Annotated in this window: 14 protein-coding genes; 10 read left to right on the forward strand and 4 right to left on the reverse strand. The window is 73.9% G+C overall.

All coding sequences use genetic code 11. The annotated features are described in order from the left end of the window. Positions 1-15 precede the first annotated feature (15 nt). Complete coding sequence (locus SM611_RS29555; RefSeq protein WP_371953583.1) at positions 16-1,353, reverse strand: pyridoxal phosphate-dependent aminotransferase; 1,338 nt, start codon at positions 1,351-1,353, stop codon at positions 16-18. Positions 1,354-1,504: 151 nt separating this feature from the next. Between SM611_RS29555 and SM611_RS29560 the strand changes: the two genes are divergently transcribed. The 6 genes from SM611_RS29560 to SM611_RS29585 all read left to right on the forward strand — a co-directional run bounded on the left by SM611_RS29560 (position 1,505) and on the right by SM611_RS29585 (position 9,389). Further along, entirely contained in the window at positions 1,505-2,467 is a 963-nt protein-coding gene (locus tag SM611_RS29560) for a LysR family transcriptional regulator (RefSeq protein WP_371953584.1), read from the forward strand. A 257-nt stretch (positions 2,468-2,724) separates the two neighbouring features. Then, entirely contained in the window at positions 2,725-3,504 is a 780-nt protein-coding gene (locus SM611_RS29565; RefSeq protein WP_371953585.1) for a VC0807 family protein, read from the forward strand. Positions 3,505-3,627: 123 nt separating this feature from the next. Further along, complete coding sequence (locus tag SM611_RS29570) at positions 3,628-4,779, forward strand: L,D-transpeptidase (protein ID WP_371953586.1); 1,152 nt, start codon at positions 3,628-3,630, stop codon at positions 4,777-4,779. Positions 4,780-4,928: 149 nt separating this feature from the next. Then, positions 4,929-6,122 carry a L,D-transpeptidase gene (locus SM611_RS29575; RefSeq protein WP_371953587.1) on the forward strand — a complete coding sequence of 398 codons (1,194 nt, stop codon included), beginning with the start codon at positions 4,929-4,931 and terminating at the stop codon, positions 6,120-6,122. 141 nt (positions 6,123-6,263) lie between these two features. After that, positions 6,264-7,634 carry a glycosyltransferase family 4 protein gene (locus SM611_RS29580; protein WP_371953588.1) on the forward strand — a complete coding sequence of 457 codons (1,371 nt, stop codon included), beginning with the start codon at positions 6,264-6,266 and terminating at the stop codon, positions 7,632-7,634. Positions 7,635-7,670: 36 nt separating this feature from the next. Beyond that, on the forward strand, positions 7,671-9,389 hold the full coding sequence (locus tag SM611_RS29585) for a sensor histidine kinase (protein WP_371953589.1): 1,719 nt from the start codon (positions 7,671-7,673) through the stop codon (positions 9,387-9,389). A 10-nt stretch (positions 9,390-9,399) separates the two neighbouring features. Here SM611_RS29585 and SM611_RS29590 read toward each other — a convergent pair whose 3' ends face one another. The 3 genes from SM611_RS29590 to SM611_RS29600 are packed head-to-tail and all read right to left on the reverse strand — an operon-like array spanning position 9,400 to position 11,841. Continuing rightward, positions 9,400-9,909: a mycothiol transferase gene (locus tag SM611_RS29590; RefSeq protein ID WP_371953590.1), complete on the reverse strand. Its 510-nt coding sequence runs from the start codon at positions 9,907-9,909 to the stop codon at positions 9,400-9,402. Positions 9,910-9,919: 10 nt separating this feature from the next. After that, positions 9,920-11,188, reverse strand: coding sequence for a sensor histidine kinase (locus tag SM611_RS29595; protein WP_371953591.1), 1,269 nt, complete (start codon positions 11,186-11,188; stop codon positions 9,920-9,922). Next, positions 11,185-11,841 (reverse strand): response regulator transcription factor, encoded by a 657-nt coding sequence (locus SM611_RS29600; protein ID WP_371953592.1) that lies wholly within the window; start codon positions 11,839-11,841, stop codon positions 11,185-11,187. Before SM611_RS29600 ends, SM611_RS29595 begins: the two co-directional genes overlap by 4 nt. A 167-nt stretch (positions 11,842-12,008) precedes the next feature. Here SM611_RS29600 and SM611_RS29605 point away from each other — a divergent pair, with 167 nt between their 5' ends. From SM611_RS29605 to SM611_RS29620, 4 genes are read left to right on the forward strand one after another with little or no spacing between them, the layout of a single operon-like run. Beyond that, on the forward strand, positions 12,009-12,566 hold the full coding sequence (locus SM611_RS29605) for a hypothetical protein (protein WP_371953593.1): 558 nt from the start codon (positions 12,009-12,011) through the stop codon (positions 12,564-12,566). After that, positions 12,566-13,606 carry a peptidoglycan-binding protein gene (locus SM611_RS29610; protein ID WP_371953594.1) on the forward strand — a complete coding sequence of 347 codons (1,041 nt, stop codon included), beginning with the start codon at positions 12,566-12,568 and terminating at the stop codon, positions 13,604-13,606. Before SM611_RS29605 ends, SM611_RS29610 begins: the two co-directional genes overlap by 1 nt. Beyond that, positions 13,603-14,346: an ABC transporter ATP-binding protein gene (locus tag SM611_RS29615; RefSeq protein WP_371953595.1), complete on the forward strand. Its 744-nt coding sequence runs from the start codon at positions 13,603-13,605 to the stop codon at positions 14,344-14,346. The genes SM611_RS29610 and SM611_RS29615 overlap by 4 nt, the downstream gene beginning before the upstream one ends. An 11-nt stretch (positions 14,347-14,357) precedes the next feature. Further along, on the forward strand, positions 14,358-15,590 hold the full coding sequence (locus tag SM611_RS29620; protein ID WP_371953596.1) for an ABC transporter permease: 1,233 nt from the start codon (positions 14,358-14,360) through the stop codon (positions 15,588-15,590). Positions 15,591-15,594 lie beyond the last annotated feature (4 nt).

Consider the following 15,594-nt stretch of genomic DNA (forward strand, 5'->3'; position numbering starts at 1 on the left):
CCCCGCGCACCGCCCTCAGGCGAGCGCGGGCTCGCCTGCCGTGATGCTCACCGTGAGGTCGCCGAGCACCTCGCCCAGCCGGTCCAGCGCGCCCGCGATCCACGGCAGGGCGGCGGGCGCGGGGGAGGCCAGGGCCGTGCGGCGCTGCTCGTCGTCCTCCCCGTAGAGCAGGCTCGGCGCCACCCGCATGGTCAGCGCCGAGGGCGCGTCCCCGAACGAGCTGCCGGGCAGGACGCCGATCCCGTACCGCTCCAGCAGCAGGTGCGTGAGGTCGGCGGCCGTGCGGACGCCGTGGTGCTCGCGCAGCACGTCCCGTAGCGGCCCGAAGTCGGGGTAGACGTAGAAGGCCGCTTCCGGACGGCGGAGGCGCGCGCCGGCGGCGGCGAACCGGTCGGCGACCGCGCCGGTGACCGCGGCGTGGAGCCGCCGGCTGCGGTCGACGTGCTCGACCAGCTCGGGCGGCTCGGCGAAGGCGTAGGCGGCGGCGTGCTGCATCGGGGCCGGGGCGCTCGACCAGATCTCGCTCGCCACCCCGAGCAGGCTGTCGCGCAGCGCGCGGCCGAACGGCCCGTCCGGCAGCCGCGCGACGCCGAGCCGCCAGCCGCCAGCGGCGAGGCTCTTGCTCAGCGCGGTCGTCACCACGGTCCGCTCCGGCGCGTACAGGGCGGGGCTCGGCACCGGCCGTCCCGGCGCGTGCACGAGGTCGCGGTAGATCTCGTCCGAGATGACGACGAGGTCATGCTCGCGCGCCACCGCGCACAGCCGCCGGACGGTCTCCTCGGAGGCGATCGTCCCCGTCGGGTTGTCGGGCAGCGTCACCACGACCGCGCGGACCTCGCGTCCCCGCGCGCGGGCCCGCACCACGGCGTCGGCGAGCAGCGCCGGGCTCGGCACGCCGCCCTCGCCCGGCGGGGTGGCCACGCGGATCGGCTCGGCGCCGGCGAGGGACGCCTGCGCCGCGTAGCTCACCCAGCTCGGCGCCGCCACGACCACGTCGCCGCCGAGCGAGGTCAGCAGCGCGAACAGCAGCGGCTTGCTGCCGGGCCCGGCGACGACCGCGGCCGGGTCGGTGGGCAGCCCGCGCCGGGCCCAGTACCCGGCGGCGGCGGCGCGCAGCGCGGCCGACCCGGCGACCGGGCCGTAGGCGCCGCGGCCCGCCGCCGATTCCAGCTCCCGGGTCAGCGCGGGATGTATGGGGATCCCGGCCTCCCCGAAACCGAGGGGGAGCACGCGCTCGCCCTCCCTGCGCTTTCGGGCGATCGCCTCGTTGACCGCGAGGGTCGCCGACAGGGGAACCGGGCGCGGCGCGAAGGACAGCGGCCGGACGGGTGCGTACTCGTTCTGGGCAGGCATCAGTGCTCCCGAAGGTGAAAAGGGCATGGCGAAACAGACGGTGGGTGACCGTGGAATCCCCGTGTGCGACCCGGCCGGGCTCGCCTCACTCTTGCCCGATGCAAGCATCATTACAAGCGAGTCTCATCGATGCTGACCATAAGATGGACTGATGCTCGAACTGCGCCGCCTGCGGCTGCTCGCCGAATTCGCCCGCCGCGGCAGCATCGCCGCGACCGCCGCCGCCCTCGGCTACACCCCGTCCGCGGTCTCCCAGCAGCTCGCCGCGCTCGAACGGGAGGCCCGCGTCCCGCTGCTGGACCGGACCGCCCGCAGCGCCGAGCTGACCGACGCCGGGCGCCGCCTCGCCGAGCGCGCCGAGGAGATCCTCGGACTGGTCGAGACGGTCGAGGCGGAGCTGTCGGCGCAGGCCGACGCCCCCTCGGGCCGCATCGTGGTGACCGCCTTCCCGACCGCCGCCGTCGCCTTCGCGCCCGCACTGGCGCGCAGCCTGGGGGAGCATCCCGGGCTGACGTTCGTGCTGCGGCAGACCGCGCCCGGCACCGGCATCCGCCAGGTGCAGAGCGGCGAGGTCGACATCGCCCTCATCGACGACTGGACGGGCAAGGTCCCCGACCAGGCGCCCGCCGCGCTGGAGTTCTTCCACCTGCGCCGCGACCCGCTCGTCCTCGTGGTGCCGGAGGCGCACCCGATGTCGGACCCGGGGCGGCCGGTCGACCTGGAGCGGCTCCGGGAGGAGCCGTGGATGGCCGCGCCGCCCGGCGAGCCGTCCCGGCAGGCCGTCGAGCGGCTGCTCGACACCGTCGGCGGCGCCCGCCCGGTGCCGTGGGAGTTCGAGGGGCTGCACACGATCCTGAGCCTGGTGGCGCGGGGCATCGGCATCACCGCGGTGCCGGCGCTGGCGCTCGCCGCGGGCGACCGGGGCGTGGCGGTGCGGCGCATCCCCGAGTGCACGCTGGCCCGCGAGGTGTACGCCGTCACCCGGACCGCGAGCGTCCGCAGGCCGTCGGTCGCGGTGACCCTGCGGGCGATCTACGCGGCGGCCAGGGACGTCCAGCCGACCCCGCCCGAAGGGGGAGCGGAGGGGCGCAGCGGCGGGGCGCCGGCGGACTGAGCATGTTGAGTCCAGCGGCTCCCCGGGGGGTCTCGCAGTCGCCCCAAGGTGAGCCGCACCCCGGATGAGCAGCGAGGTGAGGGAGGCTTAAAGTCGGAAATAAGCCCCGAAGCAATCGGTTCGACTCTGGCCGCATCCGGCCGCGGCCCGCACCCGGCGGGTCCAGGAGCCGAACTAAGGAGGGAACAAGCCGCTCGGCGCGGATCGTTCGAAAACGGACGGACGGCCACGGCTCATCACGTACGGTGGGGCGAATCGTGAGCACATCCGAGTCCATGCACACCGATCGGGGAGCGCAGCGCTCGATGGAACCAACGGCGACCGCGCCCGCGGCGGAGGCATCCTCCCCCGCGACGCAGGGCGGCCTCACCAGGGCGCCCAAGGAGCACGACGGGCACCACGTCTTCGAGCTGCCGCGGGTGACCGCGCTGCTCATGCACGCGCTCCCGCGGTTCGTGGAGGGCGTGATCGCCCCCGTGGCGGTGTTCTACGCCGCGCTCATGCTCCTCGGCCTGAACGGCGCGCTGGTCGCGGCCGTCGCCTGGGTCTACGGCGGCATCATCTACCGCTACGTGCGCGGCCACCCGGTGTCGGGGATGCTGATGCTGGCCGCGGTCGGCGTGACCGTCCGCGCGGGCCTGGCGGCCGCCACGCACAGCGCGGTCATCTACTTCCTGCAGCCGACGCTCGGCACGCTCTGCGTGAGCATGGCCTTCCTGGCCTCGGTGCCGCTCGGCAAGCCGCTCGCCATGAAGCTCGCCAAGGACATGGCGCCGATCCCGGACGCCTTCTACAAGCACGACAGGGTCCACCGCTTCTTCCTGAAGATCTCGCTGCTGTGGTCGGCGGTCCTGCTCGCCAACGTCGGCGTCAGCCTCTGGATGCTGTTCAACCAGTCGATCAGCATGTACCTGTGGATCCGCACCGGCATCGTGACCGGGCTGGGCGCGATCGGCATCGGCGTCTCGGTGTGGGGCTTCAAGCGCCTGCTGCGGCGCATCAACCGCGAACCCGCCTCGTCCGGCACGACCGCCTGAGCAGCGGTTCCCCGTCGAACGCCCCGAACTTCCCCGAGGTTCGGGGCGTCTTCATGTGTAGGTAGATTCACTGACACGGGGTGAATTGACGGATTTGGGGGATTTGTGGCGATCAAGGGTCGTATGGGGCTCGTGCTGGCCGGGGGCGCGGGAGCGGTCGCGCTGCTCGCGACCGGCTGCTCGATCGGCGGCGCGGGCAAGCTCGCCTCGGGCGAGTCCGAGACCGCGGTGACGATCACCCCGGCCAACGGGACCGCCCAGGTCAAGCCGGACGGCACCATCGAGGTGAAGTCCTCCGGCGCCAAGCTGCAGGACGTGACCGTCCAGGGCGAGGGCGCCGCCGTCGGCGGCCGGTTCGACGACGGCCGCAAGACGTGGCGCTCCACCCGCACCCTGACGCCCGGGACGTCCTACACCGTCACCGCGCACGCCCGCGCCGGCGGCGAGACCCGCACGGTCACCAGCTCGTTCACCACGCTGAAGCCGGCCGAGACGCTGAAGATCGTGGACGTCACCCCGAACGTGACGGGGGAGAAGGTCGGCGTCGGCATGCCGATCTTCGTCCGGTTCGACCGCCCGGTCACCGACAAGGCCGCCGTGGAGCGGACGCTGCGGGTGACCCCGGACAAGCCGGTCGAAGGCGCGTGGCGGTGGCTGGCGCCCGACCAGGTCGTCTACCGGACGAAGACGTACTGGCAGCCGCACCAGACGGTCCGCTTCCACGCTTCGCTGGCCGGCGTGAACGCGGGCGGCGGCGTGTACGGCGCCAAGGACTCCGAGGCCACCCTCAGCATCGGCGCCGCGCAGATCACCACCGGCGACATCGGCGGTCACAGCATGACCGTGACGCGCGACGGCAAGAAGCTGCGCACCATCCCGTTCAGCGCCGGCAACGGGCAGACCCGGGAGTTCACCACCACCAGCGGCGTCCACCTGCTGATGGAGAAGGGCAACCCCGTCACGATGACGTCGCCCGGCCGCCAGGAGGGCGACCCCGGCTACTACAAGACGGTCGTCAACTACGCGGTCCGCTTCTCCAACAGCGGCGAGTACGTCCACTCGGCGCCCTGGTCGGTCGGGTCGCAGGGGTCGGCGAACGTCAGCCACGGCTGCCTGAACGTCAGCCCCGCCAACGCCAAGTGGTACTACGACACCATGCAGCGCGGCGACGTCATCAAGCTGACCGGCAGCGACCGCGAGGTCGAGTACGACAACGGCTGGAGCTTCTGGCAGATGCCGTTCGCCAAGTGGAGCGAGGGGAGCGCCCTCCGCTGATGCAACGCTTTGATCTCGGACGTTCGCCAAAACCCCCGGTCGTGGCATGATCGACGGATTTTGTCGCTAATGTCTTCCAGATAGACGGCGGGGTACTGGAGGTCGTGGTGCAGCGGAGGGTTTCCGCAGGAGTCCGGGCAGGCGCGGGTATGGCGGGGGTCGTCCTCCTCCTCACGACCGCCTGCAGCGGGGGCGAGAAGGACGCCGGCGTGACCGTCGGGGAGAAGGGCGACTCGAGCGTTCCGCAGGTGACGATCGACCCCGGCAACGGCAACACCAAGGCCAAGCCGGAGGACGGCGTCGTCGTCACGGCCGCGGGCGGCACGCTCGAGCAGGTCACCGTGACCCTCAGGGGCAAGCCGGTGGCCGGCGCGATGGGCGCCGACAAGACGCGCTGGAAGTCGCGCACGCTGCGCCCCGGCGCCAGGTACCAGGTCACCGCGGTCGCCAAGAGCCCCCAGGGCAAGTCGACCACGGTCAACGCGACGTTCGCGACGCTGAAGGCGGCGAACGAGCTGCAGATCGCCGACGTCACGCCGAGCAAGAACGAGAAGGTCGGCGTCGGCATGCCGATCCAGGTCGTCTTCAACCGCGCCGTCGGCGACAAGAAGGCCGTGGAGAAGGCCCTGGAGGTCAAGTCCGCCAAGCCGGCCACCGGCGCCTGGTTCTGGATGAACGACACCACGGTCGTCTTCCGCACGAAGAACGGGCAGTACTGGCAGCCCAACCAGACGGTGTCCCTCAAGGCCAGGCTGGCCGGGGTGAAGTCCGGCAAGCGGACCTACGGCGTGGCCGACTTCACCCGCACCTTCCGCATCGGCGACTCGCACATCACGCACATCAGCACCAAGAAGAAGAAGGCCGTCGTCAAGAAGAACGGCAAGACGGTCCGGACCTGGCCCATCAGCGCGGGGCGCGGCGGCCGCGTGGTCAACGGCGTCGACACCTTCCTCACCACCAGCGGCGTCCATCTGACGATGGGCAAGGAGAATCCGGCGATCATGACGTCGGAGTGGATGGGCGTCGACCCCAAGGACAAGAAGAACGGCGGCTACAAGGAGGTCATCCCGTTCGCGGTGCGGATCTCCAACAGCGGCGAGTACGTCCACTCCATGGCCGCCACCGTGTGGGCGCAGGGGCGCCAGAACGTCAGCCACGGCTGCGTCAACTCCCCGCCCAAGGACGCCCGGTGGTTCTACAACTTCTCCTACCGCGGCGACCCGGTGATCATCACCGGCAGCAAGCGCGGGCTCGACTGGAACAACGGCTGGAGCTACTACGAGATGTCGTGGAGCCGGTGGGTCAAGGGCGGCGCCCTCGACCGCACCGTCACCACCGGCTGACCGAACACCGGCCGACTCCACCACCGGCCGTACTTGACCACCGGCCGACTCCACCACCGGCCGTACTTGACCACCGGTTGGCGTTGACCAGGCCCCGGACGGGAAGGACGCGAGACACGTCCGTCTGCGATCGGGGGCCTGGTGAACGAGTCGGCGCGACCGCTGAGACTGCGCCGCCGCGTCCGGCGCGCGGCACACCGGGCCGTGCGCCGCGGGGCGCTGTGGACGCTGCGCCCGCTGCGGTGGCGGCGGCCCCCCACGCCCGGTGAGCGGCTGCGCGTCCGGGTCCTCCTGCAGAACGCCCACGGGACCGGCGGGACGATCCGAACGGTGCTCAACCTGTCCGGGCATCTGGCCCGCGACCACGACGTCGAGATCGTCAGCGCGCTGAGGCGGAGCAGGAAGCCGTTCTTCCCGGTGCCGCCCGGCGTCGCCGTCACCTACGCCGACGACCGGTACGCCCCGGGGAACCGGCGCGCCCGCCTCCTGGCCCGGCTGCCGAGCCTGCTGACACCGGCCGACGAGGCGTCGTTCCGCCACATGAGCCTCTGGACGGACGTCCGGCTCCTGCGCGTCCTGTACGGCGCGCCGGCCGACGTCCTCATCGCGACCCGGCCGTCCCTCGTCCTGCTGGCCGCCGAGCTCGCCCCGCGCGGCACCGTCACGATCGGGCAGGACCACATGAGCCTCGGCTCCTACCGGCCGGCGCTGCGGCGGCAGGTCGTCCGCGCGTACCGGCGGCTCACCGTCCTCGCCACGCTCACCGAGGCCGCCCGCGCCGACTACGCGCGTGCGCTCGCCGGGTCCGGCGTCCGCATCGTCCGGATCCCGAACGCGGCGCCGCCGCTGCCGGGCCCGCCGTCGCGGCGCGAGCACCCGGTGGTGCTCGCCGCCGGCCGGCTCGTCCGCACCAAGGGGTTCGACCTGCTCCTGCGCGCCTACGCGCCGATCGCCGCCGAGCACCCGGACTGGACCCTGCGCATCTTCGGCTCCGGGGCGCGGCGCGACCGGCTCCGCGCGATGATCGGCGACCTCGGCCTGACCGGCGCGGTCGAGCTGCGCGCCAGGACGCCCGACCTGCCCGCCGAGATGCGGCGCGCGTCGGTCTACGTCCTGTCGTCGCGCCGCGAGGGCATGCCGATGGTCGTCATCGAGGCGATGGGCATGGGCCTGCCGGTCGTGTCGTTCGACTGCCCGCACGGCCCCGCCGAGCTGATCACCTCGGGCGAGGACGGGCTGCTCGTCCCCGCCGGGGACGTCGAGGCGCTCACCGCGGCGCTCCGCAAGCTGATCGAGGACCCGGACCTGCGCGACCGCCTCGGCGAACAGGCGCTGCGCTCCGTGCGCCGCCATGATCTGGACCGCATCGGGCCCCGCTGGTCCCGGCTGATCGCGGACGTCGGGGGCGCGGGCACCGGGGGACGCGGCTCCGGGGGCCGCGCGGCCGGGCGTGCGGACGCCGGAGGCGGCGCCGTCCCGCCGGTGCCGTCCGGGACGCTGCGCCGACCCTGATTCCGAGATCGGCCGCATAGTGGGAATACTGGCGGTGTGAGTGAGGAGTCTCGTTCCGGGGCGGAACGCGCGCGGCTCGTCCTGCCGGAGCTGAAGCTGGACGACCTGCTGGCCGAGCTGCAGTCGCGGCTGGACACCGCGCGCGCCACCCGCGACCGCGTGCACGCGCTGCTGGAGGCCGTCGTCTCGATCGGCGGCGAACTGGATCTGGAGACGGTCCTGCGGCGCATCGCCGAGGCCGCCACCACGCTGGTCGACGCCCGGTACGGCGCCCTCGGAGTCATCGGGGAGGAGGGCGAGCACCTCGTCCGGTTCGTCACCACCGGGGTGAGCGACGGGGAGATCGAGGCGATCGGGCACTGGCCGTACGGGCACGGCATCCTCGGGCTGCTGATCCGCGAGCCGCGCCCCCTGCGGCTGCCGGACCTCACCGAGCACCCCGACTCGTCCGGGTTCCCGCCGAACCATCCGCCGATGCGATCGTTCCTCGGCGTGCCGATCCGGGTCCGGGACGAGGTGTTCGGCAACCTCTACCTGACCGAGAAGGCCGGCGGCGGCCCGTTCGAGGAGGAGGACGAGGTCGTGGTGACCGCGCTCGCCACCGCGGCGGGCGTCGCCATCGAAAACGCCCGGCTGTACGAGGAGACGCGGCGCCGGGAGCGGTGGCTGGAGGCGTCCGCGGAGATCTCCACGGCACTGCTGTCCGGCACCGGCACCGGCGAGGTCCTCGACCTCGTCGCGCGGCGCGCCCGGGAGATCGCCGACGCGCGGCTCAGCAGCGTGACGCTGGTGGACGAGACGGGCCGGGAGGCCGTGCTGGAGGCGGCCGACGGCGAGGACGCCCACCGCCTGCGGGGGAAGCGGCTGCCGCTGGAGCACTCGGTGTCGGGGAAGGTCTTCGCCGAGGGGGTGGCGCTGCGGCTGGCCGACGGCGCGCCGGCGGTGCGGGAGGCCGGGGTGCCGGTGGACCTGCCCGTCGGGCCGCTGCTCGTGGTGCCGCTCGGCACCGGCGCGTCCGCGCGCGGCGCGATCACGGTCATCAACCCGCCGGGCGGCGCGGTGTTCAGCGACGGCACCCGGCGGCTGCTGGAGGCGTTCGCCGGGCAGGCGGCGGTCGCGCTGGAGCTGGCCGACCGCCGCCGCGACACCGAGCGGCTGGCGCTGCTGGAGGACCGCGACCGGATCGCCAAGGACCTGCACGACACCGTCATCCAGCGGCTGTTCGCGACCGCGATGACGCTGATGGCCGCCATCAAGATCACCCAGAAGCGGGAGGTCGCGACGCGGGTGCAGCGCGCGGTGGACGACCTGGACGACACCATCCGGCAGATCCGCTCCACCATCTTCGCGCTGCAGGCGCCGCCGGACGAGGAGTCGCTGCGCAGCCGGGTGCACGCGCTGGTCGACGCCGCGGCGGAGCGGCTGGGGTTCGCGCCGTCCGTGCGGCTCGCCGGGCTGCTGGACACCGCGGTCGACGACGCGGTCGGCGAGCAGCTCCTCGCCGTCGTCCAGGAGGCGCTGTCGAACGTGGCCCGGCACGCCCGCGCCCGCGAGGCGGTCGTGGTCATCGACGTCGGCGACGACCTCACCCTGCGGGTCGAGGACGACGGCGTCGGCATCCCCGAGGGCGGCCGCCGCAGCGGCCTGCGCAACATGCGCGAGCGCGCCGAGGACCACGGCGGCTCCTTCAGCACGCGCGCCCGGCCGGGCGGCGGCACCGTCCTCGTCTGGCGGGTCCCGCTGAAGGGCCTGTAGCGGCCCGGCGTCAGCCGCGCTCGATGAGGCCGCGGACGTAGGCGGCCTGGCCGGCGTGCTGCAGGTCGTCGGAGATCACGCTGATCAGCCGCACGCCGAGGGTGACCGGCGGGTCCCACGAGCGGTCCACGACGCGCTCCAGGTCGCCGTCGTCCAGCGTGGACACGTACGCGACGGTCCTGTCGTGCACGGCGTCGTGGTAGCCGGTCAGCAGGTCCGCCGACTCGACCCGGACGGCCGCGACCTCGTCCGCGGTGTGGCCGTACCCGATGTCGGACGCGTCCAGCGGCAGGGCGAACCGGCCGGCCCAGCCGTCCTCGGTCCACGCCTGGCCGGTCCCGGCGGCGCCGGCGACGTGGTCGTCCTGGATGCGGGTCAGGTGCCAGACGAGCCACGCGATCGAGTTGGCCCCGTCGGCGGGCCGGTGGGCGAGCTGCCGGGCGGTGAGCCCGCCCGCCGCCCCGTGGACGGCCTCCCTGATCCTGCCGAACGCGTCGGTGAGCAGTTGCGCACTGGTCATTGGACGGACGCTACCCCGATCTGGCGGGATCTCTCGGCCCGGGCGCGGCGTGTTCCCCGGCCGGGACGCGGGACGGCAGGCGGACGGTGACCGTGAGACCGCCGCCCGGGCGCGGGGACGCGGCCACCGCGCCGCCGTGGGCGGTCGCCGTCGCCCGGACGATCGACAGCCCCAGCCCGGAGCCGCGGTCGGAGCGCACCCGGTCGTTGCCGAGCCGCCGGAACGGCTCGAAGATCGTCTCGACCTCGTAGCCGGGCACGACCGGCCCGGTGTTGGTGACGGCGATCTCCGCCCAGCCGTCCCGGCCGCGGGTGGCGACCGACAGCGCGCCGCCGTCGTGGTTGTGCCGGATCGCGTTCTCGACCAGGTTCTGCACCAGCCGCTCGATCAGCACGGGGTCGCCGGAAGTGGGCGCCGGGCCGAGCCGCCGGTCGGTGGTCACGCCGCGGGCGCGGGACTCGGGCCCGGCCTGCTCCAGGACGTGGCCGGCGACGTCGGCGAGGTCGAGCGGCGCCGTGTCCATCACGGCGTTCTCGGTGTCGGCGAGGGTGAGCAGGCCGTCGATGAGGCGCTCGTGCCGGCCGTTCACGACCAGCAGCGACTCGCCGAGCCGCTTGACGTCGTCGGTGGCGTCCGGGCGGCGCACCGCGACGTCGACGAGCGTCCGGTTGATGGCGAGGGGGGTGCGCAGCTCGTGCGAGGCGTTCGCCACGAACCGCCGCTGCCCGTCGAACGCCCGCGCCAGCCGGCCGAGCATGGTGTCGAAGGTGTCGGCGAGCTCCTTGACGTCGTCGCGCGGCCCCTCGTAGGCGATCCGCTCGGTGAGGTCGTGGCTGCGCGCCACCCGCCGCGCCGTCTCGGTGATCGCGTGGACGGGGCGCAGCGCCCGGTCGGCGAGCAGCCAGCCGAAGCCGAGCCCGGCCGCGCCCACCAGCCCGAGCGCGATGCCGCCCTGGGTGAGCAGCGCGTTGAGCGTCTCGTGCTGCACGTCCCTGCGGCTTTTGACCAGCGCGCCCTGCACCTTCTGGACGGTGATCGCCGCCCCGTCCGGCGGCGGGGCGTCCACGCTGGTCCCGGGCTCCGCGGTGCTGGCGAAGACGCGGTCGGCGTCGCCCTTCGGGTCGCCCGGCCGCGCCAGCGTGTTCTGCACGAGCAGGTACGTCAGGCCCAGCAGGACGATCCCGGTGCACAGGAACAGGCCGGTGTACAGAAGCGTCAGCCGCAGCCGGATCGTCGGCCGGAACCGCTCGGCGAGCCCCGCGCGCATGGTGGACGTCATGGAATCCGGTACCCCACTCCCGGGACGGTCTCGATGACCGGGGGATCGCCGAGCTTGCGGCGCAGCTTCATCAGCGTCACCCGGACGGTGTTGGTGAACGGGTCGGTGTGCTCGTCCCACACCTTCTCCAGCAGCCGCTCCGCGGACACGATCGTCCCGTCCGCGCGCATCAGCTCGGCGAGCAGCCCGAACTCCTTGCGGGCCAGCTGCACGTACCTGCCGTCGCGGACCACCTCCTGGCGGGACGGGTCGAGCCGGATCCCGGCGCGCTCCAGCCGGGGCGGGGCCGCCGGGCGGGACCGCCGGCCGAGCGCCTGGATCCGCGCGACCAGCTCCTCGAACGCGAACGGCTTGGTGAGGTAGTCGTCCGCGCCGAGCCGCAGCCCGTCCACGCGCGCCGGGACGGTGACCGCGGCGGTCAGCATCAGCACCCGGACGAGGGCGCCGGACTCCACGACGGCGCGGCACACGTCGTCGCCGTGCACCACGGGCAGGTCCCGGTCCAGGACGAGCACGTCGTAGTCGTTGACGCCGAGGCGTTCGAGCGCGGCGTCCCCGTCGTAGACGACGTCCACGGCGAGGGCCTCGGCCCGCAGCCCCTCGGCGATCGAATCGGCGAGCATCCGCTCGTCCTCGGCGATCAGTACCCGCACGCTTGCCGCCCCCTGTCCCGCCCTGCCGTTCCCACCGACCCAGCTTGCGGCAACCGGGGTAACGCCGGCATAACGCGATCCGGTTACGCCGGGGTTATCGGTCCGGCGCTGGACTTGCGGTCGCCGCCGGCGGTCCGTCCGGCGGAAGCGACGAAGGAGACCGACCGATGCGACGACAGGCGCTCGCGGCGCTGGCGCTGGTTCCGGCGCTCGCCCTCGGGATACAGGGCTGCGGGACCGGGGGTGAGGGCGCGAACGCGAGCAGCACCTCCAAGAAGTCCGGCGACCAGGAGAAGATGCGCGAGTTCGCCCAGTGCATGCGCGAGAACGGGGTGGACATGAAGGATCCGGAAGCGGACGGCCGGGTGGAGATCCACGCGTCCGCCAAGCCCGGCCCGGCCGGCCCCGGCAAGGCGCCGAAGGCGGACGGCACGATCGAGGCGGCGCAGAAGAAGTGCCGGCATCTGATGCCGAACGGCGGCAGGCCGCCGAAGCCGAAGCCGGAGGAGCTGGCGAAGATGCGCGCCTTCTCCACGTGCATGCGCGACAACGGCATCAGCACGTTCCCCGACCCCGAACCCGACGGCGGCATCAAGATCCGGGCCGGGAAGGGCACGGGCCTGCACCCGGAGAGCCCGCGGTTCAAGAAGGCGCAGCGGGCCTGCGCGGAGTACTCGCCGGACGGCGGCAAGGACGGCCCCTCCACGACGATCGGCAGGGACTAGTGGCCAGGACGCGCACCATCGTGCTCGGCGCGGCCGGAGTGGTCGTGGCCGGCGGCGCCGGGCTCGCCACCGTCGGGCTCGGCGGCGGCGAGCCCGGCGCCGCGCACGGCTCGCCGCCGCCCGCCACGGCGTCGATCGAGCGGACGACCCTGGTGGAGACGCAGGACGTCGACGGGACCCTCGGCTACGGCGGCAGCCGCACCATCGCCGGCACCGGGAACGGCACCCTCACGTGGCTGGCGGGCGCCGGGTCGGTGGTCTCCCGGGGCAGATCGGTGTACCGGGTCGACAACAAGCCGGTCCCGCTGCTGTACGGGAGGCTGCCCCTGTACCGGACCCTCGCGGAGGGGACGGAGGGCTCGGACGTCCTGCAGCTCGAACGGAACCTGCGGGCGCTCGGCTACACGGGGTTCACCGTCGACAGGACCTTCGGCGCGTCCACCGCAGCGGCGGTGAAGCGCTGGCAGGACGACCTCGGCGTGCGCGAGACCGGCCGGGTGGAGCCGGGCGCCGCCGTCGTCGCGCCCGGGCGGATCCGGGTCGCCGAACGCAAGGCGAGCGTCGGCGACCGGGCGGGCGGGCCCGTCCTCACCTACACCGGAACGAACCGCGTCGTGAGCGTCGACCTGGACGTGGAGTACCAGCGGCTCGTGAAGAAGGGCCGCGCGGTGGAGATCGAGCTGCCGTCCGGCGGCACCGTCAAGGGGAGGATCGCGTCGGTCGGGAAGGTCGCCTCGGCGGCGCGGGACGACCAGCCCGCGACCGTCGAGGTGCAGATCGCGGTGGCGGCCGGCAAGGAGATCAGGTCCTACGACAAGGCGCCCGTGGTCGTGCACGTGACCGCGAACGAGCACCCCGGCGTCCTCGCCGTGCCGGTCGGTGCGCTGCTCGCCCAGGGCGACGGCGGCTACGCCGTGCAGGTCGTGGAGGGCGGGCGGGTCCGCACGGTGCCGGTGGAGACGGGCGTGTTCACCGAGGGCCAGGTCGAGATCTCCGGATCGGGCCTGTCCGAGGGGATGAAGGTCGGGGTGCCCTCATGAGCGGCGAAGCGCACCGGGGGGTGTGGGGGGTCGCCCCCTCACAAGGCGCGGGGAGCGCGGTGGTCGAGCTCCGCGAGGTCACCAAGACCTACCCGGGCGGGGTCACGGCGCTGGACTCGGTGTCGCTGACGGTCGAGGCCGGTGAGCTGGTCGCGATCGTTGGCCCGTCCGGGTCAGGGAAGTCGACGATGCTGCACCTGCTCGGCACGCTGGACCGGCCGAGCGCGGGCACCGTCCTGGTGGAGGGCACGGACGTGTCCCGGCTGCCGGACCGGCGCCTGTCGTCACTGCGGGCGCGGCGGATCGGGTTCGTGTTCCAGCAGTTCCACCTCGCCTCCGGCGTGAGCGCGCTCGACAACGTCGCGGACGGTCTGCTCTACGGGGGCGTGCCGCTCGCCGAGCGGCGCCGCAGGGCCCGCCGCGCCCTGGAGCGGGTCGGGCTCGGGCACCGGCTCGCGCACCGGCCGCACCAGCTGTCCGGCGGGGAGAGGCAGCGCGTCGCGATCGCCCGCGCGGTGGTGGGGGAGCCCGCGCTGCTCCTGGCGGACGAGCCCACCGGCGCGCTGGACTCGGCGTCCGGCGCGGGCGTGCTGGACCTGCTGCGCGAGCTGTCCGGCGCCGGCACGACGGTCGTGCTGATCACGCACGACCGGGACATCGCCTCGCTGCTGCCCCGGCAGGTGCGGATGCGCGACGGCAGGATCGTCCACGACGACGCACGGGCGGAGGCGGCACGGTGAGGGGCGGCAGGATGAGGGGCGGCGTGAAGAGAAGCGGTGCGGGCGCGGCCCCGCCGGGGGACGGGCCGGCGCGGCTCGGCCCGCGCGACGTGCTGCGCGTCGGCGCCGCCGGCCTGCGGTCCCGCCCGATGCGGGTGTTCCTGTCCGCCCTCGGCATCGCGATCGGCATCGCCGCGATGATCGGCGTGGTCGGCATCTCGACGTCCAGCCGCGCCCAGCTCCAGGCGACCCTCGACCGGCTCGGCACCAACCTGCTCACGGTCGGGCCGGGCCGGGACTTCTTCGGGGAGGACGCGAAGCTGCCGAAGGAGTCCGTCGGGATGGTGGCGCGGATGCCGGACGTGGACTCGGCGTCGGCGACCGCGAAGCTGGCCGACACCGCCGTCTACCGCAACGATCACATCCCGGAGGGCGAGAGCGGCGGGATCACCGTCGCCGCGGCCCGCCTCGACCTGCCGGAGACCGTGGGCCTGGCGATGGCGGCCGGCACGTGGCTGAACGCGGGGACGGCGAGGTACCCGGCGGTGGTGCTCGGCGCGGACACGGCGGGACGACTCGGCGTGTCGGCGCCGAACGTCCAGGTGTGGCTCGGCTCGCAGTGGTTCACCGTCGTCGGCGTCCTGGAGCCGAACGAGCTCGCGCCGGAGCTGGACTCGGCCGCGCTGGTGGGCTGGGAGTCCGCCGCGGCGCACCTCGGCTTCGACGGCCACCCGACCACCGTCTACACCCGGGCCCGCAAGGACGCCGTCGGGAAGGTGCGGGAGCTGCTGGCCGCGACGGCGAACCCGCAGGCGCCGAACGAGGTCGAGGTGAGCCGCCCCTCGGACGCGCTGGCCGCCGAGAACGCCTCCGACAAGGCGTTCACGGGGCTGCTGCTCGGCCTCGGCGGCGTCGCGCTGCTGGTCGGCGGCGTCGGCGTCGCCAACACGATGGTGATCTCCGTCCTGGAGCGGCGCGCGGAGATCGGGCTGCGCCGCTCGCTCGGCGCGACCCGCGGGCAGATCCGGACGCAGTTCCTCACCGAGTCGCAGCTGCTGGCCGCGCTCGGCGGCGTCGGCGGCGTGGCGATCGGCATCGTGGTGACGGCGGTCTTCGCGGTGACGCAGGGCTGGCCGACCGTCGTCCCGGTGTGGGCGATGGCCGGCGGGATCCTCGCGACGCTGCTCATCGGCGGCGTCGCGGGCCTCTACCCGGCCATCCGGGCGGCCCGCCTCGCCCCCACCGAGGCGCTGGCCGCGCCGTAGTCGC

Origin of the sequence: Actinomadura monticuli (genome assembly GCF_041463655.1) — a bacterium.
Classification (GTDB): Bacteria; Actinomycetota; Actinomycetes; order Streptosporangiales; family Streptosporangiaceae; genus Spirillospora; species Spirillospora monticuli.